We start from the raw sequence: 23,599 nt of genomic DNA, 5'->3' as shown, positions 1-23,599 counted from the left end.
AAATTCCTAGGCGTCTTATTACTAGCTCGAAAAGTATCTAGTTCAGCGTACTAAATACTTTCGGTGCTGGCTAGCTTCAGGGTTGAAGACCCGGTGGATAACGTCGCCGGCGTGCGCAGCAGTAGCTGGGGCTTATCCGAAGCGGCCGGAGACGTAGTCTTCAGTAGCCTTCTGGACGGGGTTGCTGAAGATGGTGTGCGTGTCACCATACTCAATCAGCTTGCCGGGCTTGCCGGTGCCGGCGATGTTGAAGAACGCCGTCCTGTCCGAAACACGTGCTGCCTGCTGCATGTTGTGGGTCACGATCACAACGGTGTACTGGTCCTTGAGCTCGTTGATGAGGTCCTCAATGGCCAGGGTGGAGATGGGGTCCAGGGCGGAGCACGGCTCGTCCATGAGGATCACCTGCGGCTCCACGGCGATGGCACGGGCGATGCAGAGACGCTGCTGCTGGCCGCCGGACAGGCCGGAGCCGGGCTTTTCGAGGCGGTCCTTGACCTCGTTCCACAGGTTGGCGCCCTTCAGGGAACGTTCCACCAGGACGTCGGCCTCACCCTTGGAGATCTTCTTGTTGTTCAGCTTGACGCCGGCCAGCACGTTGTCCCGGATGGACATGGTGGGGAACGGGTTGGGGCGCTGGAACACCATGCCGATCTGCGAACGGACGGTGACCGGGTCAACACCGGGGCCGTACAGGTTGTCGCCGTCGAGCAGGACCTCGCCTTCAACGCGGGCGCCGGGAAGGACCTCGTGCATGCGGTTCAGGGTCCGCAGGAAGGTGGACTTGCCGCAGCCGGACGGGCCGATAAAAGCGGTGACGGACTTGGCCTCGATGTTGATGGTGACGTCCTCCACGGCGAGGAAGTCGCCGTAGTACACGTTCAGGTCCTTGACGTCGATGCGCTTAGACATGGTGTTCCTTCACTTGCTGGGTATGTATTGAGTCTAGGTTTCCGCCCGGCAGGGCGGTAGGGACAGCGCCGGGAAGCGTGCGTCAGCGGCCGGTCTTGGGCGCGAAGAAGCGTGCGATGAGCCGTGCGGCCAGGTTGAGGATCATCACCAGGATGATCAGCACCAGGGCTGCGCCCCAGGCGCGCTGGGAGGACGGATCCGGGTTGGCCGGCGAGGTGGGGTTCAGGATCTGTGTGTAGATGAACGTCGGCAGCGAAGCCATCCAGCCGCCGAAGACGTTCGAGTTGATGCTGGTGGCGAAGCCGGCGGTGACCAGGATGGGGGCCGTCTCGCCGATGACCCGGGCGATGGCCAGGGTGACGCCGGATGCAATGCCGGAGATCGCCGTCGGGATGACCACCTTGAGGATGGTGCGCCACTTGCGCACGCCCAGGGCGTAGGCCGCTTCGCGGAGTTCGTTGGGAACGATCTTCAACATTTCCTCACTGGAGCGCACCACGACAGGAATCATCAGGACGGAAAGCGCGACGGCGGCCACGGCACCTGTCTTGGTGCCCGGTCCCACCACGGCAAAGAAGAAGGCCGCGGCAAAAAGGCCGGCCACGATGGACGGGATGCCGGTCATGACATCCACGAAGAAGGTGATGGCACGGGCCAGGCGGCCGTCGTTGCCGTACTCCACCAGGTAGATGGCGGTGAGCAGGCCGACCGGAACGGAGATGAGCGTTGCCAGCAGGGTGATCTGGATAGTCCCCAGGAGGGCGTGGTAAATACCGCCCAGGACAGGCGCGCCTTCCTCCACGGCCCGGTTGTCGTAGACGCCGGTGACGCCGTTCATGGACGTGCTGAGGAAGCCGGGGGTCAGCAGTCCGGGTACGCCGTTGACCAAAACGGTCCAGATCACCGAAACCAGCGGAAGCAGGGCCACCAGGAAGGACCCGACCACCAGGCAGGTGGCCAGCTTGTCCTTGGCTTTGCGGGATCCCTCCACCGCGGCGCTCCAGGACACCAGCCCGACGGCGAACAGCAACGCCGAAACGATGCCCCAGCCGAAGGCATTGAAGCCCAGCAGGGCCAGGATGGCCGCACCGATGATGAGCGCGCCGGCCAGGACCACGTAGGGGGCGTACTTGGGCAGTTGGCCCTTGGTGAGTGCCGAGCGCTTGCTGCGCACCGGGGTAAGCGTGGAGGTCATTTAGTTGGCTCCCGAGAATTCTTTGTGCCGGCTGATGATCCAGCGGGCGATCATGTTCACGGCCAGGGTGATGATGAACAGGACCAGGCCGGCGGCGATCAGCGTGCTGACCTTGAGGCCGCTTGCCTCGGGGAAGTTCAGGGCGATCTCCGCGGCGATGGTCTGGTTGCCGGATTGGATCAGGCTGGCGGTCAGGGCGCCGGAGGAGAGCACCAAGGCCACTGCCATGGTCTCGCCGAGTGCGCGTCCGAGGCCCAGCATGACGGCGCTGATGATGCCCGGACGGGCGAAGGGGAATACGGACATTTTGATCATTTCCCAGCGGGTGGCGCCGAGCGCCAGCGCGGCTTCCTCGTGCAGTTTGGGGGTCTGCAGGAAGATTTCGCGGGACAGCGAGGTGATGATGGGCAGCACCATGACCGCGAGGACAATGCCGGCGGTGAGGATGGTCTTGCCGGTGGCGGAGGCCGGTCCCTGGAAGATGGGCAGCCAGCCCATGTTCGCCGCCAGCCAGTTGTAAGCCGGTGAGATTTCCTTTGCCAGGAACGCCGCGCCCCAGGCGCCGTAGACGACTGACGGGATGGCGGCGAGAAGGTCCACCACGTAGCCCAGGCCGGACGCGAGGCGGCGCGGCGCGAAGTGCGAAATGAACAGGGCAACGCCAATGGAGATCGGCGTGGCGATGACCAGGGCGATGACGGCGGCGATGAGCGTTCCCACCACGATGGGCCAGATGTAGGCGAAGAACCCTTCGCCACCCTGGATTTCCGCGGCGGGAGCCGTCAGTGCCGGGATGGCCTGCACTACCAGGAACAGCGCGACGCCGAACAGCACGGCAAGGATGAAGCAGCCGGCGGCCAGCGCGGCGGTGGAGAAGACTTTGTCACCGGCACGGCCGGCGCCCTGGGTGCTGGTCAGGGAGGTGGCGGTCATTCGACGGCCCTTCGATCGTTAACTGACACTGAAAGTTGGTGCGTCCAAACCCAAGTTCCCCGCGCTGCCTTTCGGCAGGCGGGGAACCCGGTTATTGGCGCGCTGGTTAGGACTTGACCTTGATGGACTCGATGGCCTTGGCGGCCTTCTCGGCCAGGGCCGGGGACAGCGGTGCCGACTTGGCGGAATCCGCGGCGGTCTGCTGGCCGTCCTCGGAAACTACGTAGCTTTCGAAGGCCTTGACCAGGTCGACGGTTTCCTGGCTGTCGTAGGCGCTGCAAACCACGTGGTAGGAAACCAGCACGATCGGGTAGGCCCCGGAAGCGGTGGTCTTGCGGTCCAGCTTGATCGCGATGTCGTTGGCGGAGCGGCCTTCAACAGGCGAGCCGGCCTCGACGGCCTTGGCTGCTGCCTCGGCGGAGATCTCGACGAATTCCTCGCCCACCTTGATGGAGGCGGTGCCCAGCGAACCGCCCACTGCGGACTCGTCAGCGTAGGTCACGGCGCCGGGGGTGTCGGTGACGGTCTTGACCACGCCGGAGGTGCCCTTGGCGTTCTCGCCCTGCAGGCTCGCCGGCCAGACGCCGGAGGACTTGTCCGTCCAGACATCAGGGGCTGCGGAGGCCAGGTAGTCAGTGAAGTTGGTGGTGGTGCCGGAGTCGTCAGAACGGTTCACCGGGGTGACCTTCAGGTCGGGCAGGGTGACGCCCTCGTTCAGGGCAGCGATCGCGGGATCGTTCCAGTTGGCGATTTCGCCGCGGAAGATCTTGGCCACCGTGGCGGCATCGAGCTTCAGCTCTTCGATGCCCGGCAGGTTGAAGGCCACGGCGATCGGGGAGATGTACACCGGGATGTTGATGGCACCGTCGGGGCCACAGACGGCCTTGGAGCTTTCAAGCTCCTCGTCCTTGAGGTACGCGTCGGACCCGGCGAACTGGGCTGAGCCGTCGATGATGGCCTTGCGTCCGGCTCCGGAACCGTCGGGGGAGTACTGCACGGTGGCGCCGGAGTTTGCGGCGGCGAAGCCTGCCTTCCAGGCGTCCATGGCTGCGCCGGTAGAGGAAGCGCCGATGCCGGTCAGCGTGCCGGTGACCTTGGTGCCCGAGGTCTGGCCACCGGCAGGAGCGGTGCCAGTGGCGTTGTCTGAACCGCAGGAGGTGAGCGCGAGTGCGCCCGCTGCGATAACAGCGATAGCCGCGTGGCGGCCGATGCGGAGTGCCTTCACTTAGATGTACCCCTTCCAGGGTTATTCAGGTGCGGGGCAGGGACGGAGAACCCTGCAGCGCGATGCATACGTTTTGTACCTTCAACGAAGTTAAGGGCCGCAGGTAAAGGGATGCCCTGCCCAAGGTAAACGGAAGATTAACGACGACGGGATATTCACTTAAAACTGCCGGGTTCCCATTGCGCAGATCACATCTGCAGTCGTAGGGGCAAACTGCAAACTAGAAGGCCACGGGCAGCAAATAGACTGGACGGCATGGCCCCCGCAGCAGGACTCTCAGCAGGCAGGCGGTTCCTGCGCGGCAGGGTCCGCACCGGGCTGATCCGCAGCCGCAATTCATTGGTTCCGGCCATCCAGATGACCGTATGTGCGGTTGGCGCCTATGCCTTCGCCGAGTATGTGCTGGGGCACTCGGGCCCCCTGTTCGCCGCCACCTCCTCACTGATTGCCCTGGGCTTCTCCCGTGAGCCGCGGCTGCGGCGGGTGCTGGAGGTGGGCCTGGGCTGCACGATCGGGATCGCGGTGGGCGACCTGCTCCTGCACTGGCTGGGCGGCGGGATCTGGCAGGCCGCCGTCGTCCTTTTGTTCTCCATCCTGCTGGCCCGCTTCCTGGACAGCGGCAATATCTTTACCACGCAGCTGGCGCTGCAGTCCCTGCTGGTGGTGCTGCTGCCGGCGCCGTCCGGCGGGCCGTTCACCCGGAGCATCGACGCCGTCATCGGCGGCCTGTTTGCCCTGCTGGTAACCATCGTGGCGCCCAAGGACCCGCGCCGGGAGCCGCGCAAGGACGTCCGGAACCTGCTGCACGAGCTTGCGGAGGTGCTGCGTGAATGCGCTGAGGCGCTGTCGGACAGTGATTCCACCCGGGCATGGCACGCGCTGGTCCGGGGCCGGAACTGCCAGCCGCTGGTGGACGGCATGCGGCATTCCCTACGGGCTTCGGGCGAGGTGGCGAGGCTGGCGCCAGCGTACCGCCGGCACCGGGATGAACTTGACCAGCTGAAGCAGTCGCTGGACTTCATTGACCTCGCCCTCCGCAACAGCAGGGTGTTCGCGCGGCGGCTCACCAGCGCCATCAACCACGCGGCGTTGTCGGACGAGGCCACCGAAAACATCGCGGAGGTGCTCCAGGAGACCGCTGCCGCGATTGACGAGCTGTCGCTGGGGCTGGCGGAAACGCACGACGGCGTCCGCCGCGCCCACCTACGCACGGCCCGCCGGGACCTCAGCGAAATTGCGCTGCGGCTGCATCCGAAGCTCCTGGAAGTCCAGCGCCTGGAGGGCGAAACCGTGGTGATGCTGTACCGGCCGCTGATGGTGGACCTGCTGGAGGCGACCGGAATGGATGCCCGCGAGGCCAGGGACATCCTTCCGGCGCTCTAGCGCTCCATGATCAGCCCAGCCTCCCTATGTTCTGCCAGTCGCGTCCGGGGCGGTCTGGCGGGTAATGTCGGTGGCCGCCTTTAGGGTTGAACGCATGGCAACAAAGACTTCCCGGGCGTCCAAGGCGCCCGGCTACAAATGCGCTGAGTGCGGCTGGACCACCGTCAAATGGGTGGGACGCTGCGGCGAGTGCCAGGCGTGGGGCAGCGTCGAGGAAACCGGGACAGCGGTGGCGCGTACGACGGCGGCCACAACGGTTGTTGACCCGGCCCGCCCCATTGCCGAGGTGGACGCCACCACCGCTGCCTTCATGCCCACCGGAATGGATGAACTGGACCGGGTACTGGGTGGCGGACTGGTTCCCGGCGCCGTCATCCTGCTGGCCGGTGAACCCGGCGTGGGCAAGTCAACCCTGTTGCTCGACGTCGCGGCCAAGTTCGCCCGGACAGCCCAGGACGTCCTCTATGTCACCGGCGAGGAATCCGCTGCGCAGGTGAAGCTTCGCGCCGAACGGATCGACGCCGTGGCGGAATCCCTGTACCTCTCCGCGGAAACGGACCTTGGCCAGGCACTGGGCCAGGTGGAGAAGATCGAACCGCGGCTTCTGATCGTGGACTCGGTGCAGACCCTCAGCAGCGCGGACGTGGATGGCAGCGCGGGCGGTGTGTCTCAGGTCCGGGAAGTTGCGGCGTCCATTATCGCCGCCGCCAAGCGCCGCAACATGACCACGCTGCTGGTGGGCCACGTGACCAAGGACGGTTCCATCGCCGGGCCCCGGCTGCTGGAGCACCTGGTGGATGTGGTGTGCCAGTTCGAAGGCGAACGGCACTCCCGCCTGCGGCTGCTCCGCGCGGTCAAGAACCGGTACGGGCCCACCGACGACGTCGGATGCTTCGACCTGAATGAGAACGGCATTGAAGGCCTTGCCGATCCCAGCGGGCTCTTCGTCAGCCGCACCAAGGACCCGGTCTCCGGCACGTGCATCACGGTCACCATGGAAGGCCGCCGTCCGCTGCTCGCGGAGGTGCAGTCGCTGCTCGCCGAAAGCCCCAACTCGCAGCCGCGCCGGGCCACCAGCGGGCTGGACAGTTCGCGCGTTTCCATGCTGCTGGCCGTGCTGCAGCAGCGCGCCGGCACCCTGCTGCACAAGGACGACTCCTACGTGGCCACCGTGGGCGGGGTGAAACTCAGCGAGCCGGCCACCGACCTTGCGGTTGCCCTGGCCGTCGCATCAGCGAAGGCACGCAAGCCCCTGCCGGTCCGCCTGATCGCGTTTGGCGAAGTGGGGCTCGCGGGCGAGGTCCGGCCCGTGCCCGGGATCAACCAGCGCATCCAGGAGGCGCACCGGCTGGGGTTCACCCACGCGGTGGTCCCCGCCAGCCATACAGGTCCGGGTCCGGTGCCTGCGGGCTTCTCGGTGCGCGAGGTATCCCATCTGACGGAGGCACTCAGTCTCCTGATCGGGTAAGCGCTCCCGTCCGTCCGAGCCAGCTCTCCCACTGTGCCTGGCGGTGGCGGCCGGTGGGCGGTCCAGGGCACAAAAGCAATTCCTTGTTCACCGCGCCCCGGTTCACCGGTAGCCTGAGGAAAAGCGCCTTCATGCAGACGGGGGTTTCTGTATTTGCGCTGGGGGCGGAAATGAAACAAGCCGTGGAATCCACTATCGACGCGGCCCGTGCCGGCAGTGCCGGGGCTCTGCCGGCGGATATGCCCGTGATCGGCCATCTCGACGGGCTGTTCGACGGCCTCGGAATCCGCAGCCGCATTGTGCTGGGCCAACTTCCCCTGACGGTGACGGTTGTCCTTGTGGCAGTGGCCGCAGCGGTCTTCAGCCCCGCAACCTTGGCCACCAACCAGTTCCAACTGGCCCTTCTGGCCCATACATTGCTCTTCGCCGCCTGTCTAGTCCTGCCGTGGAGCCGGCTGCCAGCCGGCGCGTTTGCAGCGATACCGGTCCTGGACTGCCTGGCCATCGGGTTCACCAGGGAGGCCGGGGGACCGCCGTTCAACGTCCTGAGCCTGATGCTGGTCTTCCCAGTGGTCTGGCTGGCCGCCCAACCGCGCCGGTACATGCTCTTCTTGGCCATCCTTGGCACGGTACTCAGCACTCTGGTGCCTTCCGCCGTCGCCGGTTCACCCCCCACGTCAGCTTCCATGATCCGCACCCTCGTCCTGCCCCTTATCCTGTCCGCCGTCGCGGTGACTGCACATGTGGTGTCACGGACCATCCGCCACCAGCGCCAAAAGCTGGTGGACAAAGAGCATGTACTGGAAGTGACACTCGCCGAAAGTGTCCGGAAGCAGCGGCTGTTGGACGCAGTGCTGGGGGCCGTTGGCGTCGGCGTCTGGGTGGTGGACCGGAACGGTTGCACCGTCCTGACCAACAAGGCACTTCAGGCGGACCCGGCGCTGGCCACCCTCCGCAAAAATGCCGGCCACGGCCTTCTTCTGCCGGACCGCGCTTCTGCCGTACCCGCTGACGCGTCGCCCATTGCCCGCGCCGCCGCCGGCGACGAGTTCCGGGACGAGCTGTACTGGGCGGGCGGCCCGCAGGAACAGCACGCCTACTCCGTCAGCGCGCACGGCATACCTGCCCACAATGGGAAGGACGGCGGCGCAGTTGTCACGTTTGTGGATGTGACAACCCTGATCCGCGCCCTGGCCGCCAAGGACGACTTTGTTTCGACTGTTTCCCATGAGCTGCGGACACCGCTGACGTCGATCCTGGGCTACCTTGAGCTGGTGCTGGAAGAGCCCGGCCACGAGGACATCCGGGAGGAACTCCTGGTGGTCCACCGGAACGCCGGGCACCTGCTGGCCCTGGTCGATGACCTGATAGCCGTTGCGTCGGGACGGGTGGACCTTTCACTGGAAGAGGCAGACCTTGCGCAATTGGTGACCGAAGTGGTCGGCGCGGCGGTTCCCAAGGCGTCCCTGAACGGACTCCAGCTCGACCTTGACGTCGAACAGCCGCTGCCGGCCCGCGTTGACCCGGGACGGATCCGGCAGGTTGTCCGGAACCTGCTCTCCAATGCGGTCAAGTACTCGCCGGGCGGAGGCCGCATCACCGTTTGTGCACGTAAAAGCGGCGGTCAGCTCACCTGTTCCATCTCCGATTCCGGCGTGGGGATGGATGCCGACGAGCAGGAGCAGGCCTTCACCAAGTTCTTCCGTTCCGCCCGGTCGCGGGCAACGGCCATCCCCGGGGCCGGCCTGGGACTGCCGGTGAGCAAGACCATTGTGGAAGGGCATGGCGGCTCCATCACCCTTGCCAGCGAACCCGGGAAAGGCACCACCGTTACGTTCACCCTGCCGGCGGCATCCTGACCACGGACAACAGGAGGGGCGCTGCCTACCGCCTAGTGCTGTGGAAGCTGGTCCGTATCGTCGCGGTGGGAATTGAAAAGCCAGCCGGACACGTCGCTGCGCAGCGCCAGCAGCGGACCGCCCGTGGCGCTGACGTTGCCGGTGGGGACGTAATACCCCCGTCCTGAACCGGGGCCGCCCGCAGCCCGGTCCAAAGCGTCCTGGAGATGCCGCGGCAAGTGGCCCTGCGGGCCCAGGCCGCGGAGCTCATCAAGTTCTTCCGGCGTCAGCCGACCCAACACTTCAGCAATATTGGCCATGACGGGTCCCCTTCGAGCAGAGTGCTTGAAGGAATAACCTAAAACAGCACCGTGAACTGCGGGTTAACACCGGACGGCGGATTCGGGACGTTTTTGGCCACACCAGGCCGCACCACTGGAGGAGATATGCCGGTACGAAGCGCAGGAATCCTGTTGTACAGAAGGGCGCACGGCGGGCCCGCGGGACTGGAGGTGTGGATCGCGCACATGGGCGGGCCGTTCTGGGCCCGCAAGGACACTCATGCCTGGTCCATCCCCAAGGGCGAGTACACGGATGATGAGGACCCGCTGGTGGCCGCCCAGCGCGAATTTGCCGAGGAGATGGGCACCGCGGCGCCGGACGCTGACTACCACCATCTTGGTGACTTCAGGCAGCCCTCCGGCAAGATCATCACCGTGTTCACGGCTGAGCAGGACTTCCAGCCTGGACTCATCACCAGCAACACCTTTCCGCTGGAATGGCCCAAGGGCTCCGGCCGGATCCAGCAGTACCCTGAAATCGACGACGCCCGCTGGTTCCCCGAGCACGAGGCCCGGCTGAAGCTCGTCAAGGGGCAGGTCCCGGCCCTCGACGCACTTGCGGAACAGGTCCGCCGTCGAACGTAAAAAGCCGGCGGCCCCTGCTGGGAACACCGGCTTTTCCTCCACAGGCGCAGCTAGGCAGCGGCAAACTCCCGCTGCCTGGCCACCTTGGTGACTGAGACGTCGTCGCCCGAATACACCATGGTCCGGCCGGCACCGTCGCTGCGGACCACCCAGAAGACACTCCGGTTTGCGGCGATCATGTCAATGGTTCCAGCGATCACCTCCCCGCGGGAGGTGCGCACCTCCACGTAATCGTCCCTGGCGAGTTTTGACCAGTCGGGCACCGGCGCCTGGGGAAGTGCTGCCCGCCGGACCGGGTTGTGCCTGTACATGCTGCTTCCGTCCTCCCGCTGCTAGAAGTTTCCGCCGTCGGCCTTGACAGCGAGCACCGGCCGGTCCGCCTGCATCAGGATTTGCTGCGCGTGGCTGCCCAGGATGAACTTGCCCACCTGGGTGCGGTGCCGCAGGCCGATGACGATCAGCGAGGCGTCCTCCTGCCTGGCAACGTCAAGGAACTCGTCGGCGAGGTCGTGCTGATAGGGCGGCTGGATAACCCTCGCCGCCACGCCCGCGTCCGCTGCGCGCTTCGCGGCATCGGCCAAAACGCCCTCAGCGGCCACGGACTTGTCCATGAGCGCGCCCTGGCGGGCCGAGTTCACGATGATGAGCTCCTGGTTGCGGAGCTTCGCCTCGGAAATGCCTGCGGCGAGAGCTGCTTCACCTGCCGGCGTGGGAACGAATCCAACGATGATGCTCATACCTTCTCCTTGATCTTGTTGGTGGCGGCCGAAGCCACGGTGCCCTTGCGCTTGGCGATCAGGCTCCGAATTCCCGGCAGCACGGCCACCAGGACGAAGACCATCAGCAAGGTTGCCGAGATGGGGCGGGTGAGGAATCCGGTGGGGTCACCGCCGAAGACGAGCAGCGAGCGCCGCAGCGAGTTTTCCAGCAGTTCGCCAAGAACGAAGGCCAGGACCAGCGGTCCGGGCTCAAAGCCAAACTTCTTCATCAGGTAGCCCACGACCCCGAAGAACACCACCAGCGTGACATCGAACATGCTGTTGTTGATCGTGTACGCGCCCAGCAGCGTGATCAGCGCGGTGATCGGAGCCAGGATGGCCGCCCTGACCCGAAGGATCCGCACGAAGATTCCCACCAGCGGCAGGCTCATGATCAGGAGCAGGATGTTGCCGATGTACATCGAGTTCACCACGCCCCAGAACAGCTCCGGGTTCTGCTCTACGAGCTGCGGACCGGGCGTGACGCCCTGGATCAGCAGTGCGCCGAACATCAAGGCCATGGTGGCGTTTGCGGGAATACCGAGGGTCAGGAGCGGAATGAACGACGACGTCGCTGCCGCGTTGTTTGCGGTTTCCGGTCCGGCGACACCCTCGGGCGCGCCCTTGCCGAATCGCTCCGGCTGCTTGGCGCGCTTCTTCTCCATGGCGTAGGAGGCCATGGAGGCGATGGTGGCGCCGCCGCCGGGCAGGATGCCCAGGAAAAACCCCAGCACTGAACCGCGTCCGATTGCTCCGGAGGCCTGCTTCAGGTCCCCCCTCGACGGCCAGACATTGGAGACCTTCGACGGCGCTTTGGCAACGCGGTGCCGTTCCTCCAGGTTGTAGAGGATCTCGCCGAGGCCAAAGATGCCCATGGCGATCGGAACGAAGTCGATGCCGTCGGCAAGCTGGAGGCTGCCGAAGGTGAAGCGGCTTTCGCCGGTGAACATGTCACGGCCTACCGTGGCGAGCAGGAGGCCGACGGCTGCGGCGATCAGCGCCTTAGCCTTTGCGCCGCTGCTGATGGTGGCAACCAGCAGGATGCCCAGCAAGGCCAGCGCGGAGTACTCGGGCGGGCCAAAGTCCAGCGCGAAGCTGGCAACGAGGGGGGCCAGGAAGGTCAGGCCGACGATCGCTGCCGTACCGCCTACGAAGGACCCGATGGCGGCGAGGCCAAGAGCAGTGCCGGCACGGCCCTGCCGGGCCATCTGATAGCCGTCGAAAACGGTGACCACGGAGGACGCCTCGCCGGGAAGGCGCAGCAGGACCGAGGTGATGGTGCCACCGTACTGGGCGCCGTAGAAGATGCCGGCAAGCATGATGATGGCGGTGACAGGTTCCACGCCGTAGGTCAGCGGAAGCAGGATGGCGATGGTTGCCGCCGGCCCCAATCCGGGCAGCACGCCGATCAGCATGCCGATGACGACGCCGACCACGCAGTAGAGGAGGTTCGTCGGCTCCAGGACGACTGAAAATCCGTTGATCACAGGATTCAGGAAATCCATGGTGGTCTCCTAGAAGAGGTGGGGAATGGAGGTGCCGAGCGCCAGGACGAAAATCCCGTAGAACGCGGCGACGACGAGCGCACTGACCAGGAGCGTGGACCGCCAGGTCTCACCGCCGAGGAACCGCATCCAGATGATGCAGAGGATCAGGGCGGGGATCTCGAATCCGATAAGCGGCATCAGCGCCACCATGGCTGCGAGCGTCAGCAGTCCGGTGAGCGGGGCGGCAGACATCCGGGTGAACTTTTCCGCGTCCCGGTTGTGCCGGCCCAGGATCAGCTGGAAAAGCCCCAGCGCCACCATGACGCAGCTGATCATGAACGGCCAGAGGCCCGGTTGCGGGCTTGCGGGGGTGCCCAGGCCCATGGCTACCGACAGGACGAGCGCGCCGGTTCCGACGCCGAGCACCACCAGGGATGAGCCGGCGTTGGCGAGGGCGCCTGCCGCGGGGGGCTTTTCCGCCTCCCACTGGGCGGCCAGCTGTTCCGGGGTCAGCGCTTCGGGCAGGTCGTTGCGGGCGTCCCCGCCGGACGGGACGGCTGAGCTGCCGTCCCGTCCGGCGGACACTACTGGAGTGGTCTCCATTGCTGCTACTTGTTTCCGCTCAGGCTGATGTCGTACTTCTCCACCAGTTCCTTGTACTTCGCTGCATAGCCCTTCCACTCGCTGACAACTTCTTCACCGGAAATTTCCTTGGGGGTCAGCATGTTCTTCTCGTTGAACTCCTTGTAGGCGTCCGACTTGAAGGTTTCCTGGAACGCGGCGAGCAGCTTGTCCTTCACGTCCTGCGGGGTACCCTTAGGCGCTGCCACTGCCCGGTACTGGGCCACGGGAACGTCGTATCCGGCCTCCTTGGCGGAGGGAACATCGGGAAGGAAGCTGTTGCGCCCTTCCGAGAAGACGAGCAGCGGTGAAACCTTGCCCGCTTCGATCTGCGGCATTGCCTCGCCGAGCTGGATGGTCGCCAGCTCAACCTGGTTGCCCATGACGGCGGTCAAGGCAGGCTTGCCGCTGTCGAACGGGACGTCGGTGCCCTGGACGTTGGCCTGCTTGAAGAGAACGGTCTGGGCCAGCTGGCTGCCCGTGCCGACGCCGGTGGTGCCGAACGTGACGTTGCGCCCGGCGTCGGTGACGTCCTTGAAGCTCTTGAAGCCGGAGTCCGTGCTGGCGACGAGCACGTAGTCGTCCTGCGAAAGCCCGGCGATGACATCCAGCTCGTCAATGTTGACGGCCTCGTCCGCGCTGACGGCAAGGGGGGTGATGGTGACCAGGGAGGCTGTCAGCAGGACGAGTTCCTGGCCGTCGGCGGGCTTCCCTGCGACTTCCTTGGTGGCCAGGGCGCCGTTGGCACCGGGCTTGTTCACGACCGGCATCGGGGCGCCGAGGGTCTTGGTGGCTCCTTCGGCGAGGGCCCGGGCGATGAGGTCGGTGCTGCCGCCCGCAGCCTGGCCGACCGTGAGTGTCACAGGGCCGCTGGGGTATTTGGACGTGTTGGCGGCACTGCCGCCGGCGACGTTGCCGCAGGCGGTCATGGCCAGGAGGGTAACGGCTGATGCCGCGCCAAGGACGGCGCGGCGTGTGGGGAAGTGCTTCATTGGAACTCCTCGATAAGTCTCCGGGCGGGGTCCGGACAATCTGTGAACCGGGTCACCCCGTTCGCTTTGTCGAGTGTAGGGAGCAGTTATGATGCCTGTCTAAGCCCAAAACTGCATCAAGTGATACCGGGAAGGCATCATGTTCACATTCGACCAACTGGCAGGGTTCATCGCCGTTGCTGAGGAATTGCATTTCGGCCGGGCGGCCGAACGCCTCAACATGACACAGCCCCCGCTCAGCCGGCAGATCCAAAAGCTGGAAAAGATCATCGGGGCCGAACTACTGGAGCGGGACAACCGGAAAGTCGAACTGACAAACGCAGGCAAGACCTTCCTTGAGGAAGCCCGCCGCCTCATGGCGCTGGCCGAACGCGCCCCGGTCTCGGCGCGCCGGATAGCTTCGGGAAGGTCCGGCGTCCTGCGCATCGGATTCACCGCTGCCAGCGGCTTCAGTATCCTTGGCCCGATGCTGGAAGAGATTGCGGCCATCATCCCGGACGTGGATGTGGATTTGCAGGAACTTGTCACCGGGGAGCAGATCAGCCGGCTGATATCCGGGGAACTGGATCTCGGACTCGCCCGGCCGCCATTCGACCGGGAAACGTTCGACTCCCACCTGCTGTACCAGGAGTCGCTGGTCCTTGCGGTTCCCGCCGGACACCCCCTGACGCTTCTGGCGCGGGAGATCACGGCTGAGGACTTCAAGGACGAGCCGCTCATCATGCATTCCCCCATCCAGGCCCGCTACTTCTACGACCTCGTGGTGAAGACCCTTCCCATCCACCACGCCAACGTTGTCCACACGGTGAGCCAGGTGCTGACCATGGTCTCGCTGGTTGCAGCCAAACGCGGCGTCGCTTTCGTGCCGCATTCCGCCACCCTGCTGGGCATCAAAGGCGTGGAGTTCCTGCGGTTGCCAGACAACCACGGCGGACAGGTGGAACTGCACGCCATCTGGAACCGCAGGATCACCAACCCCGCGCTGTCCCGCCTCCTGCGGGACTTCGAGTTTGCGATGGAGTGAGCACCCGAAGAATCAGCCGCAATGCGCTAAAGGTATCAATGCATTCAAAAGTGCACTTAGACAGGCATTACATCCTCTGCCTAACCTGAACAGGAATTCATCACCAGCGGCCAATAGGCGCTCGAACCAGAGGACAAGATCGTGGCAAAGTACACCCCCCAGGAACTGGCAAACACCCTGAAAGACGGCCTGCTGTCGTTCCCGGTAACGTCCTTTGACGCCGCACTGCAGTTCGATGAGGAGAACTACCGCAAGCACCTCGCCTGGCAGGCCAGCTTCCCCGTTGCGGGCCTCTTCGCAGCAGGCGGCACTGGCGAAGGGTTCTCCCTGACCCCGGCGGAATCCGCCCGCGTGGTCCGTGCCGCCGTCGACGAGGTGGGCGGCCAGGTTCCCGTGCTGGCCTCCGCAGGCGGCTCCACCGCCCAGGCCATCGAGAACGCACAGGCTGCCGAAGCTGCGGGCGCCGTGGGCATCCTGCTGCTCCCGCCATACCTGACCGAAGCGGACCAGGGCGGACTCATCGACCACGTCAGCGCCGTCTGCAGCTCCACCTCCCTTGGCGTCATCATCTACAACCGCGCCAACGCCATCTACAAGGACACCACCGTGGCCACCCTGGCGGACCGCCACGAGAACCTGATCGGCTTCAAGGACGGCGTGGGTGACCTGGAACACGACGCCCGCGTCTACGCCAAGCTCGGCGACCGGCTGTTCTACCTCGGCGGCCTTCCCACCGCAGAGACCTTCGCCCTTCCGCTGCTGCAGCTGGGCATGAGCACCTACTCCAGCGCCATGTACAACTTCGTCCCGCAGTTCGCACTGGACTTTTACCAGGATGTCCGCAATAACGACCGTGCGGCCGTCAACCAGAAGCTCAACGACTTCGTGATCCCCTACCTGGACATCCGTGACCGCGTGAAGGGTTACGCCGTCTCCATCGTCAAGGGCGGCCTGGACGCCATCGGCCGCTCCGCAGGCCCCGTCCGTCCCCCGCTGCAGAACATGGCCGAGAAGGACCTGGCGGACCTCAAAGCCCTCATCGCCCGCGTTTCCTGACCGTCCCCGCTACACCGCTACACAGGAGGAACCCACGTGACCCTCACCGGACACTCCCTGATCGCCGGACAGACCGTCGTCGGCGACGGCAAGACAACCTTCGGCTTCAACCCCGCCAACAACGAGGCGCTGGAGCCCGCGTACACGCTGTTGACCGAAGAGCAGCTCAAGTCCGCCACCACCGCCGCGAAGGAGGCCTACCCGTCCTTCAGCACCCTTGACCCGGAAACGCACGCCGCGTTCCTAGACGCCATCGCTGACAACATCGAGGCCATCGGCGACGAACTGATCATCCGCGCCGGCCAGGAAACCGGGCTGCCCGTGGCCCGGCTCCAGGGCGAACGCGCCCGCACTACCGGCCAGCTGCGCCTGTTCGCGAACGTCGTCCGCCAGGGCGACTTCCGCGGCGTCCGCATTGACCCCGCCATCCCGGACCGCACCCCTCTCCCCCGCCCCGACATCCGCCAGCGCCAGATCCCGCTCGGGCCGGTCGCCGTTTTCGGTGCCAGCAACTTCCCGCTCGCCTTCTCCACCGCCGGCGGTGACACCGCGTCAGCGCTGGCCGCAGGCTGCCCGGTGGTCTTCAAAGCGCACAACGCCCACCCCGGCACCAGCGAACTTGTCGGCCAGGCAGTCACGAAGGCCGCCAAGGACTTCGGCCTGCACCCGGGCGTGTTCTCCCTGATCTACGGCCCCGGCGCCAGCATCGGCCAGGCCCTCGTTGCTGATCCCGCCATCAAGGCCGTCGGGTTTACCGGCTCCCAGGCTGCCGGCGTCGCGCTCATGAAGACCGCCGCCGCCCGGTCCGAGCCCATTCCGGTCTACGCCGAGATGTCCTCCCTGAACCCGGTCTTCGTGTTCGACGGCGCCCTCGCAGGTGACGTCGACGCCCTCGCTGCCGCCTACGTCACCGCCGTCACCGGCAGCTCCGGCCAGCTCTGCACCTCCCCCGGCCTGCTGTTCGCCCCCGAAGGGGAGGCAGGCGACAAACTCGCCGCCGCCGTTGCCCGTGCCGTGGCAGCCTGCGCCGGACAGACCATGCTCACCGAGGGCATCGCCGGGTCCTGGAACGCCGGAACCGAAGCGCTTGGCAAGGCCGACGGCGTCGAACTCCTTGGCCAGGGCACCCCTGGCCCCACGCAGAACGCGCCCGCACCCGCCATCTTCGGCACCGGCGTGGACCAGTTCATCAGCAACCACGTCCTGCATGAGGAAATCTTCGGCGCCGCGTCCCTGGTCATCCGGTACAAGAACGTCCAGGACCTGTTGCAGGCCGCCGGCCGCATCGAGGGCCAGCTCACCGCATCCCTGCACCTCACCGAAGCGGACTACCCGACGGCGGCACCCCTGATCCCCGTCCTGGAACAGAAGGTGGGCCGCATCATCGTCAACGGCTGGCCCACCGGCGTGGAAGTAGGCCACGCGATGGTCCATGGCGGCCCGTTCCCCGCCACCTCCGACACCCGCACCACCTCCGTGGGCACCCTCGCCATCAACCGGTTCCTCCGCCCGGTCGCCTACCAGAACATCCCCCAGGAACTGCTCCCCGAGGCCCTCCGGGACGCCAACCCCTGGCACCTCAACCGCCGCATCAACGGCGACGTGGTCCCCGCCGCAGAGAAAGCAGAGGTCAGCGCATGAGCCGCCAGCCCACCATCGCCGGAGTCGAGGTAGTACCGGTTGCCGGCTACGACAGCATGCTGATGAACCTCAGCGGCGCGCACGGCCCTTTCTTCACACGCAACGTTGTGATCATCACCGATTCGGACGGGCGCACCGGCCTGGGCGAGGTTCCCGGCGGCGAGAAAATCCGCACCACCATCGAGGAAGCCGGTGCCCTCATCAACGGGAAGCCGGTGGCACGCTACCGCTCGCTCCTGCGTGAGGTGGCGGCTGAGTTCGCAGACCGGGACGCCGGCGGGCGCGGCCTGCAAACCTTCGACCTGCGTACCACGGTCCACGCCGTCACCGCCGTCGAATCAGCCCTGCTGGACCTGCACGGCCAGTACCTCGGCGTGCCGGTGGCGGAACTGCTCGGCGATGGCCAGCAGCGCGCGTCCGTGCCGATGCTCGGCTACCTGTTCTTCGTCGGCGACCACGCACGCACGGACCTGCCCTACCTGATGGAGGACGCGCCCGCCGACCGGTGGGAAAAGCTCCGCCGCCAGGAGGCCATGACTCCGGACGCCGTCGTCGCCCTGGCCGAGGCCGCGCAGGAGCGTTACGGCTTCAGCGACTTCAAGCTCAAGGGCGGCGTGCTGTCCGGCGACGAAGAAGTGGACGTGGTCACGGCCCTCGCAAAGCGCTTCCCGGAGGCCCGGGTCACCCTGGACCCGAACGGCGGCTGGCTCCTCGAGGACGCCATCCGCCTGGGCAAGCGCATGCAGGGCGTCGTGGCCTACGCCGAGGACCCCTGCGGCGCCGAAGGCCGGTTCTCCGGCCGCGAGGTGATGGCGGAGTTCCGCCGGGCCACAGGCCTGAAGACGGCCACCAACATGATCGCCACCGACTGGCGGGAAATGTCCCATGCCATCCGCAGCAACGCCGTGGACATCCCGCTGGCGGACCCGCACTTCTGGACCATGCATGGCTCGGTCCGGGTGGCACAGCTGTGCAACGAGTTCGGACTCACCTGGGGCTCGCACTCGAACAACCACTTCGACATCTCGCTGGCGATGTTCACGCACACCGGCGCTGCTGCCCCGGGCGAAATCACCGCTCTGGACACGCACTGGATCTGGCAGGACGGCCAGGGCCTCACCAGGGAACCGCTGCAGATCAAGGGCGGCGCCATCGAGGTGCCTGACGCCCCGGGGCTGGGCATTGAGCTGGACCGGGATGCCCTGGACAAGGCGCACCAGCTGTACCTCGCGCACGGCCTGGACGCCCGCGATGACAGCATCGGCATGCAGTACTACATCGAAGGCTGGTCCTTCGACCCGAAGCGACCCTGCCTGGTCAGGTAAGCCGCAATCCACTGCGCCCTTCCCGGCAGTACGCCGGGATCAACTTCCGCACGGCCGGAACCTCCCCGCAACAGAGGCCGGCCGTGCGGAATTCCACCTTGGAGCCCCCATGAATGCCCAAACGGCCCTCCTCGAACGCACATATGCAAGCGCGGCTGCATTTCCCACACAGCCGCGTCCCCTCGCCGGCAACAACCCGGCACCCGTCGGCGCCGACTGCGATGACGAGTGCCACTTTTGCCAAGGACCAGAAACAGACTGACCCGCACTTGGCGCTCCCCTCCCCGCGCCGCCGCGGGAGGGGCGTCGCGGTGTCGCCCCTTCCGGGGCGACCATACCGACAGGGCATGAAGCGATGCGGATTGCGTGTTGGACGCGCATCAGACTGGCAACCTAAAGTAGTGGAGTCGCTGTGGCGGGCCGCACATCCCATCGCCCCGCAGCCGCCCTGCGTTACCAACCCCCAAAGGAAACATTCGATGATGTCTGTGGACAATGCCGTCACGGACGTGGCCTCGGCCACGAAAAAATTCTTCAAGCGCGTGCTGCCCATCATGCTGGTCATGCTGGTCTGCAACCAGCTGAACCGCTCCAACATCGGCTACGCTCAGGACCACCTCCAGGCTGATGTTGGAATCGGCGCTGCCGCCTACGGCTTCGGCGCCGGGCTGTTCTTCATCGCCTATGCCATCTTCGAACTCCCCAGCAACGTCATGATGGAAAAGTACGGCGCCAAAGTGTGGCTGACCCGGATCATGATCAGCTGGGGCACTGTTTCTTTCCTCATGGCTTTCGTGCAGAACGAAACCATGTTCTACGTCCTGCGCTTCCTGCTGGGCGCCGCCGAGGCCGGGTTCTTCCCCGCCGTCATCTTCTACTTGGCCCGCTGGGTGCCGGCCGGCCAGCGCGGCAAGGCCACGGCCATCTTTATCGCCGGGTCCTCCATCGCCGCGGCAATTTCGGGCCCCATCGCCGGGATGCTGCTGAGCCTCCATGGGGCTCTTGGCCTGCGGGGCTGGCAGTGGCTTTTCGGCTTCGAAGGCGCTCTGTCCGTCGTGGTGGGCTTCGCAGTGTTCTTTGTCCTGGATGCCAAAATCAAGGACGCCAAGTGGCTGTCCGCAGCCGAGAAGGATGCACTGTCAGAGGCAATCGCCGCTGAGGATGCACAGCACTCCAAGGCCGGCGCCGGCAAGGCCAACCGCTGGAAGATGCTCCTGAACCCGCAGATCCTGCTGCTGTGCGGCATCTACTTCTCGGTGCAGCTTTCCATCTACGCCAACACCTTCTGGCTTCCCAGCATCATCAAGCAGATTCCCGGGACCACGGACCTCACCGTCGGATTCCTTTCCTCCATCCCGTGGGTCTGCGCCGTGTTTGCCATGTACTTTGCCGCCAAGCTGCAGGACAAGGCGAAGTCCAAGCGTCCTCTGCTGGTGGTGGCGCTCCTGGTGGCGGCCGTTGGCACCTTCGCGGCCGCCGTCGCTTCGCCGGTCATGGCCCTGGTGTTCCTCGCCATCGCGGCCATGGGCTTCAAGAGCGCTTCGCCCCTGTTCTGGACCATCCCGCAGTCGGGGCTGCACCCGCTGGTGCTTGCCCCCGCGATCGCCATCATCAACTCGCTGGGCAACCTGGGCGGCTTCGTTGCCCCCTTCGGCTTCGGCATCATCAAGGAACAGACCGGCAGCGTCATCCCCGGCCTGTTCGCCCTGGCCGCCGCATCCACCATCGCCGCCGGCCTGGTCTATTTCCTCAAGGAAAGGTGCACTGACGGCGGGGAGGCTGCCCCGGACGAGGAGCCTGTGCTGGCGGCTCCGGTTCCCAGCCGGGCCTGAGCCCCTTTACATCCGGATTGCCCGAGCGGTGCCGGAGCGCTGTAGCGATACGGCGTCCCGGCACCGCTCCAGCATTTCCAGCGGAGGTTTCCGGCGCCTACCGGCCGGTGATGACCAGGGCGACGCTGTGCCCGCCAAAGCCGAAGGCGTTCACCAGACCGGCCGGGGAATATCCTGCCCGGAGGGTGTGGACGTCTTCGGTGACGACGTTAAGGTCCACTTCGGGGTCCAGCTCTTCGACGTTGAGGGTCCCCGGAAGCTGGCCCGTGCGCAGCGCCTCCAGGACCACGACGGCGGCCAGCGCGCCGGCGCCGCCCAGCAGGTGGCCCGTGTGCCCCTTGGTGGAGGTCACCGGCACGTCCGCGCCAAAGATCGCGTTGATGGCCTGGCCTTCCAGCCGGTCCCCCACAGGGGTGGATGTTGCGTGGGCGTGGACGAAGCCGATGTCGGCGGGCTGCATTCCGGCCGATTCCAGGGCCTTCTGCATCACGCGCCGCTGCATGGCAGGGTCCGCTGCCACAATGTCGTTGGCGTCGGAGGTGACGGCTCCGCCGGCCACCGCACCCAGCACCGCCGCTCCGCGGGCTCGCGCGTGGTCCTCGCTCTCCAGCACCACCACACCGGCGCCCTCGGCCAGCACAAAACCGTCCCGGCCGCCGTCGAACGGGCGGGAGGCGCGCGCCGGCTCATCGGAGCGGGTGGACAAAGCGCGGATCTGCGAAAAACCGGTGATCACGAGGTCGTTGACGGACGCGTCCACGCCGCCGGCAATCACGACGTCGGCCGCACCGGAGCGGATCATCTCCGCCGCCTGCACAATCGCCTCAGCCCCGGAGGCACAGGCGCTGACCGGCGTGCGGGCGCCGCCGCGGGCGCCGAGGTCGATGGACACCCAGGCCGCCGGGCCGTTCACCATGAGCCGGGTCAGTGTGTGGGGCGACACCTTGCGGGGGCCGGACTCGGCCAGGGTCCGGTCCTGTTCAAGGGTGGACCCCAGGCCGCCGTAAGCGGAGCCGATCACCACGGCGAAGCGTTCGGGGTCCACCTCAGGGGCGCCGGCCTGGGCCCACGCTTCGCGCGCTGCGATGAGCGCCAGCTGGCCGCAACGGTCCATCCGCTTGATCTCGCGGGTGCTGAGGTGGCCGGAAAGGTCAGCTGGGGCCTGGCCGGCGATCTTCACCGGAAGCTGCTCCGCCCACTCTGCGTCCAGCGCGGCAATGCCCGATTTTCCGGCTACCAGGGCGGCCCAGGTTTCGGCAACCGAGGAGCCGAGCGGGTTGACGGTACCGGCGCCGGTCACCACGGCGCGGACAGGTGATGGATTCAGTGTCATGGTGCCTTACTTCGCGGGGTTGTGCGTGCCGATGGGCACCAGGGTGAGGTCCGGGAGGTTCTTTTCGATCCGCCGCAGCGCCCAGACGTCGTTGAACAGGGCGAGGTATTCGCCGTCGGACCGCAGCAGCACCTCGGCGCCCGGCACGTTCGCCAGCGCGGGCATGGCCTCCGCCGTTGAAATCCTGGCCAGCGAGTAGGGCAGGCGTTCCAGGCGCATGGGGGCACTGAAGTCGTGCGCCATGCGGTCCTCCACCACCTCGAACTGCATGGGTCCCACGGCGGCAAGCACCGGCGCCTGGTCGCCACGGACGTCGGAACGGAGCACCTGGATGACGCCCTCGTGCTCGAGCTGCTCGATGCCGCGGCGGAACTGCTTGAACTTGCTGGGGTCCTTCGAACGCGCCACCTGGAAGTGTTCCGGGGCGAACAGCGGGATGGCCGGATACTCCACCGGCTCCTCGAGGAACAAGCTGTCGCCAACGCGCAGGGATGAAGCGTTTACCAGTCCCACCACGTCGCCCGGGTACGCCTCGTCAATGACTTCGCGTTCCCGCCCGAACACCTGCTGGGCGTACTTGGTGGCAAAGGACTTGCCGGTGCGGGTCTGGGTGACCACCATGCCGCGCTCGAAGACACCGGAGCAGACGCGGATGAAGGCAACGTGGTCGCGGTGGGCCTTGTTCATGCCGGCCTGCACCTTGAACACAAACCCGGAGAACGGCGATTCGACGGGGCGGGGGCTGCCGTCCACATCGGGGCGCGGCGCCGCCGGCGGGGCGAAGTCCACCAGTGCGTCCAGCAGTTCCTTGACGCCGAAGTTGAGGGCGGCGGAGCTGAACAGGATGGGGGTTGCCTTGCCGGCGTGGAAGGCCTCGACGTCGAATTCCAGGTTCGATTCGATCACCAGGCCGGCCTCGTCCACGGCGTCGGACCAGTTGCTGCCCTGGCTTTCCGCGGCTTCCTCCGGGGTGAAGTATTCGGTGATGGCGATCTGCGCGCCGGCGTTGTTGCGCTGGAAGCGGGCGAAGCGGTCGTTGCGGAGGTCCCAGACACCGCGGAAGTCGCCCGAGATGCCGACGGCCCAGGTCAGGGGCATGGGCTGTAGGCCGGTGCGTTCGGTGATCTCGTCCATCAGGGCCAGCGCATCCAGGCCGGGCCTGTCCCACTTGTTGATGACCGTGATGATGGGCAGGTTGCGCTGCTTGCAGACTTCGAACAGCTTCATGGTCTGGGTTTCCAGGCCCTTGGCTGCGTCCACGAGCATCACGGCGCAGTCGACGGCGGCGAGCACGCGGTAGGTGTCCTCCGAGAAGTCGGCGTGGCCGGGGGTGTCCAGCAGGTTGATGACCGTGTCCCGGTAGGAGAACTGCAGGGCGGCGGAACTGATGGAGATGCCGCGGTCCTTTTCCATCTGCATCCAGTCGGAGACCGTTTCCTTGCGGTTCGCCTTGCCGCTGGAGGCGCCGGCGGTCCCGATGACCTTGGCGTGCAGGGCGAGCGCTTCCGTGAGCGTGGACTTGCCGGCGTCGGGGTGCGAGATGACAGCAAAGGTCCTGCGGCGGCCGGCCTCTGTGTGAATCGCGGAGATCCGGGCGGGGGTCAGGACATCTTGGGACACGGTGCTACTTTCGCTGCGGTTGGGATTGCC

At 66.1% G+C, this 23,599-nt stretch carries 21 protein-coding genes; 9 read left to right on the top strand and 12 right to left on the bottom strand.

The window, feature by feature from the left end; translation table 11 throughout:
• Nucleotides 1-132 precede the first annotated feature (132 nt).
• From pstB to pstS, 4 genes are all read right to left on the bottom strand, one after another.
• Nucleotides 133-912 (bottom strand): phosphate ABC transporter ATP-binding protein PstB, encoded by a 780-nt coding sequence (gene pstB / locus AC5RU7_RS13095; RefSeq protein WP_494011833.1) that lies wholly within the window; start codon nucleotides 910-912, stop codon nucleotides 133-135.
• 82 nt (nucleotides 913-994) lie between these two features.
• Nucleotides 995-2,107: a phosphate ABC transporter permease PstA gene (gene pstA, locus AC5RU7_RS13090; protein ID WP_494011834.1), complete on the bottom strand. Its 1,113-nt coding sequence runs from the start codon at nucleotides 2,105-2,107 to the stop codon at nucleotides 995-997.
• Entirely contained in the window at nucleotides 2,108-3,040 is a 933-nt protein-coding gene (pstC, locus tag AC5RU7_RS13085; protein WP_494011835.1) for a phosphate ABC transporter permease subunit PstC, read from the bottom strand.
• Nucleotides 3,041-3,146: 106 nt separating this feature from the next.
• Nucleotides 3,147-4,265 carry a phosphate ABC transporter substrate-binding protein PstS gene (gene pstS / locus AC5RU7_RS13080; RefSeq protein WP_494011836.1) on the bottom strand — a complete coding sequence of 373 codons (1,119 nt, stop codon included), beginning with the start codon at nucleotides 4,263-4,265 and terminating at the stop codon, nucleotides 3,147-3,149.
• 255 nt (nucleotides 4,266-4,520) lie between these two features.
• Between pstS and AC5RU7_RS13075 the strand changes: the two genes are divergently transcribed.
• The 3 genes from AC5RU7_RS13075 to AC5RU7_RS13065 all read left to right on the top strand — a co-directional run bounded on the left by AC5RU7_RS13075 (nucleotide 4,521) and on the right by AC5RU7_RS13065 (nucleotide 8,975).
• Entirely contained in the window at nucleotides 4,521-5,648 is a 1,128-nt protein-coding gene (locus AC5RU7_RS13075; protein WP_494011837.1) for an FUSC family protein, read from the top strand.
• Between the two features lie 94 nt (nucleotides 5,649-5,742).
• Nucleotides 5,743-7,116 (top strand): DNA repair protein RadA, encoded by a 1,374-nt coding sequence (gene radA, locus AC5RU7_RS13070; protein ID WP_494011838.1) that lies wholly within the window; start codon nucleotides 5,743-5,745, stop codon nucleotides 7,114-7,116.
• A 182-nt stretch (nucleotides 7,117-7,298) separates the two neighbouring features.
• Entirely contained in the window at nucleotides 7,299-8,975 is a 1,677-nt protein-coding gene (locus tag AC5RU7_RS13065) for an ATP-binding protein (protein WP_494052589.1), read from the top strand.
• A gap of 32 nt (nucleotides 8,976-9,007) precedes the next feature.
• Here AC5RU7_RS13065 and AC5RU7_RS13060 read toward each other — a convergent pair whose 3' ends face one another.
• On the bottom strand, nucleotides 9,008-9,274 hold the full coding sequence (locus AC5RU7_RS13060; RefSeq protein WP_494052588.1) for a hypothetical protein: 267 nt from the start codon (nucleotides 9,272-9,274) through the stop codon (nucleotides 9,008-9,010).
• 126 nt (nucleotides 9,275-9,400) lie between these two features.
• Here AC5RU7_RS13060 and AC5RU7_RS13055 point away from each other — a divergent pair, with 126 nt between their 5' ends.
• On the top strand, nucleotides 9,401-9,880 hold the full coding sequence (locus AC5RU7_RS13055) for an NUDIX hydrolase (RefSeq protein WP_494052587.1): 480 nt from the start codon (nucleotides 9,401-9,403) through the stop codon (nucleotides 9,878-9,880).
• Between the two features lie 50 nt (nucleotides 9,881-9,930).
• Here the strand turns inward: AC5RU7_RS13055 and AC5RU7_RS13050 are convergent, their stop codons facing one another.
• Genes AC5RU7_RS13050 through AC5RU7_RS13030 form a run of 5 tightly spaced genes read right to left on the bottom strand, consistent with a single transcriptional unit; the run spans nucleotide 9,931 to nucleotide 13,738 of the window.
• Entirely contained in the window at nucleotides 9,931-10,191 is a 261-nt protein-coding gene (locus AC5RU7_RS13050) for a hypothetical protein (protein WP_494052586.1), read from the bottom strand.
• A 21-nt stretch (nucleotides 10,192-10,212) separates the two neighbouring features.
• Nucleotides 10,213-10,617, bottom strand: coding sequence for a universal stress protein (locus AC5RU7_RS13045; protein WP_494052585.1), 405 nt, complete (start codon nucleotides 10,615-10,617; stop codon nucleotides 10,213-10,215).
• Nucleotides 10,614-12,143, bottom strand: coding sequence for a tripartite tricarboxylate transporter permease (locus AC5RU7_RS13040; protein ID WP_494052584.1), 1,530 nt, complete (start codon nucleotides 12,141-12,143; stop codon nucleotides 10,614-10,616). The genes AC5RU7_RS13045 and AC5RU7_RS13040 overlap by 4 nt, the downstream gene beginning before the upstream one ends.
• Before the next feature lie 9 nt (nucleotides 12,144-12,152).
• Complete coding sequence (locus AC5RU7_RS13035) at nucleotides 12,153-12,728, bottom strand: tripartite tricarboxylate transporter TctB family protein (protein WP_494052583.1); 576 nt, start codon at nucleotides 12,726-12,728, stop codon at nucleotides 12,153-12,155.
• A 5-nt stretch (nucleotides 12,729-12,733) separates the two neighbouring features.
• Nucleotides 12,734-13,738, bottom strand: a complete 1,005-nt coding sequence (locus AC5RU7_RS13030; RefSeq protein WP_494052582.1) for a Bug family tripartite tricarboxylate transporter substrate binding protein — start codon at nucleotides 13,736-13,738, stop codon at nucleotides 12,734-12,736.
• A 139-nt stretch (nucleotides 13,739-13,877) separates the two neighbouring features.
• On the opposite strand from AC5RU7_RS13030, the gene AC5RU7_RS13025 reads away from it, so the two are divergent.
• The 5 genes from AC5RU7_RS13025 (at nucleotide 13,878) to AC5RU7_RS13005 (ending at nucleotide 20,616) form a co-directional block, all read left to right on the top strand.
• A complete protein-coding gene (locus AC5RU7_RS13025; protein WP_494052581.1) occupies nucleotides 13,878-14,762 on the top strand; it encodes a LysR family transcriptional regulator in 885 nt (294 codons plus the stop codon).
• A gap of 141 nt (nucleotides 14,763-14,903) precedes the next feature.
• Entirely contained in the window at nucleotides 14,904-15,818 is a 915-nt protein-coding gene (gene kdgD / locus AC5RU7_RS13020) for a 5-dehydro-4-deoxyglucarate dehydratase (protein ID WP_494052580.1), read from the top strand.
• Nucleotides 15,819-15,854: 36 nt separating this feature from the next.
• Entirely contained in the window at nucleotides 15,855-17,459 is a 1,605-nt protein-coding gene (locus AC5RU7_RS13015) for an aldehyde dehydrogenase (NADP(+)) (RefSeq protein WP_494052579.1), read from the top strand.
• Nucleotides 17,456-18,784 (top strand): enolase C-terminal domain-like protein, encoded by a 1,329-nt coding sequence (locus AC5RU7_RS13010; RefSeq protein WP_494052578.1) that lies wholly within the window; start codon nucleotides 17,456-17,458, stop codon nucleotides 18,782-18,784. The genes AC5RU7_RS13015 and AC5RU7_RS13010 overlap by 4 nt, the downstream gene beginning before the upstream one ends.
• 479 nt (nucleotides 18,785-19,263) lie before the next feature.
• On the top strand, nucleotides 19,264-20,616 hold the full coding sequence (locus AC5RU7_RS13005) for an MFS transporter (protein WP_494052577.1): 1,353 nt from the start codon (nucleotides 19,264-19,266) through the stop codon (nucleotides 20,614-20,616).
• Nucleotides 20,617-20,713: 97 nt separating this feature from the next.
• Here AC5RU7_RS13005 and AC5RU7_RS13000 read toward each other — a convergent pair whose 3' ends face one another.
• Nucleotides 20,714-21,949: a beta-ketoacyl-[acyl-carrier-protein] synthase family protein gene (locus tag AC5RU7_RS13000; protein ID WP_494052576.1), complete on the bottom strand. Its 1,236-nt coding sequence runs from the start codon at nucleotides 21,947-21,949 to the stop codon at nucleotides 20,714-20,716.
• A gap of 6 nt (nucleotides 21,950-21,955) precedes the next feature.
• Nucleotides 21,956-23,569, bottom strand: coding sequence for a peptide chain release factor 3 (locus AC5RU7_RS12995; RefSeq protein ID WP_494052664.1), 1,614 nt, complete (start codon nucleotides 23,567-23,569; stop codon nucleotides 21,956-21,958).
• Nucleotides 23,570-23,599: the final 30 nt, after the last annotated feature.

Source organism: Arthrobacter sp. K410C, assembly GCF_059090105.1.
Note: the sequence above shows the minus strand (reverse complement) of the source record. Positions and strands in the feature narration are given on the sequence as shown.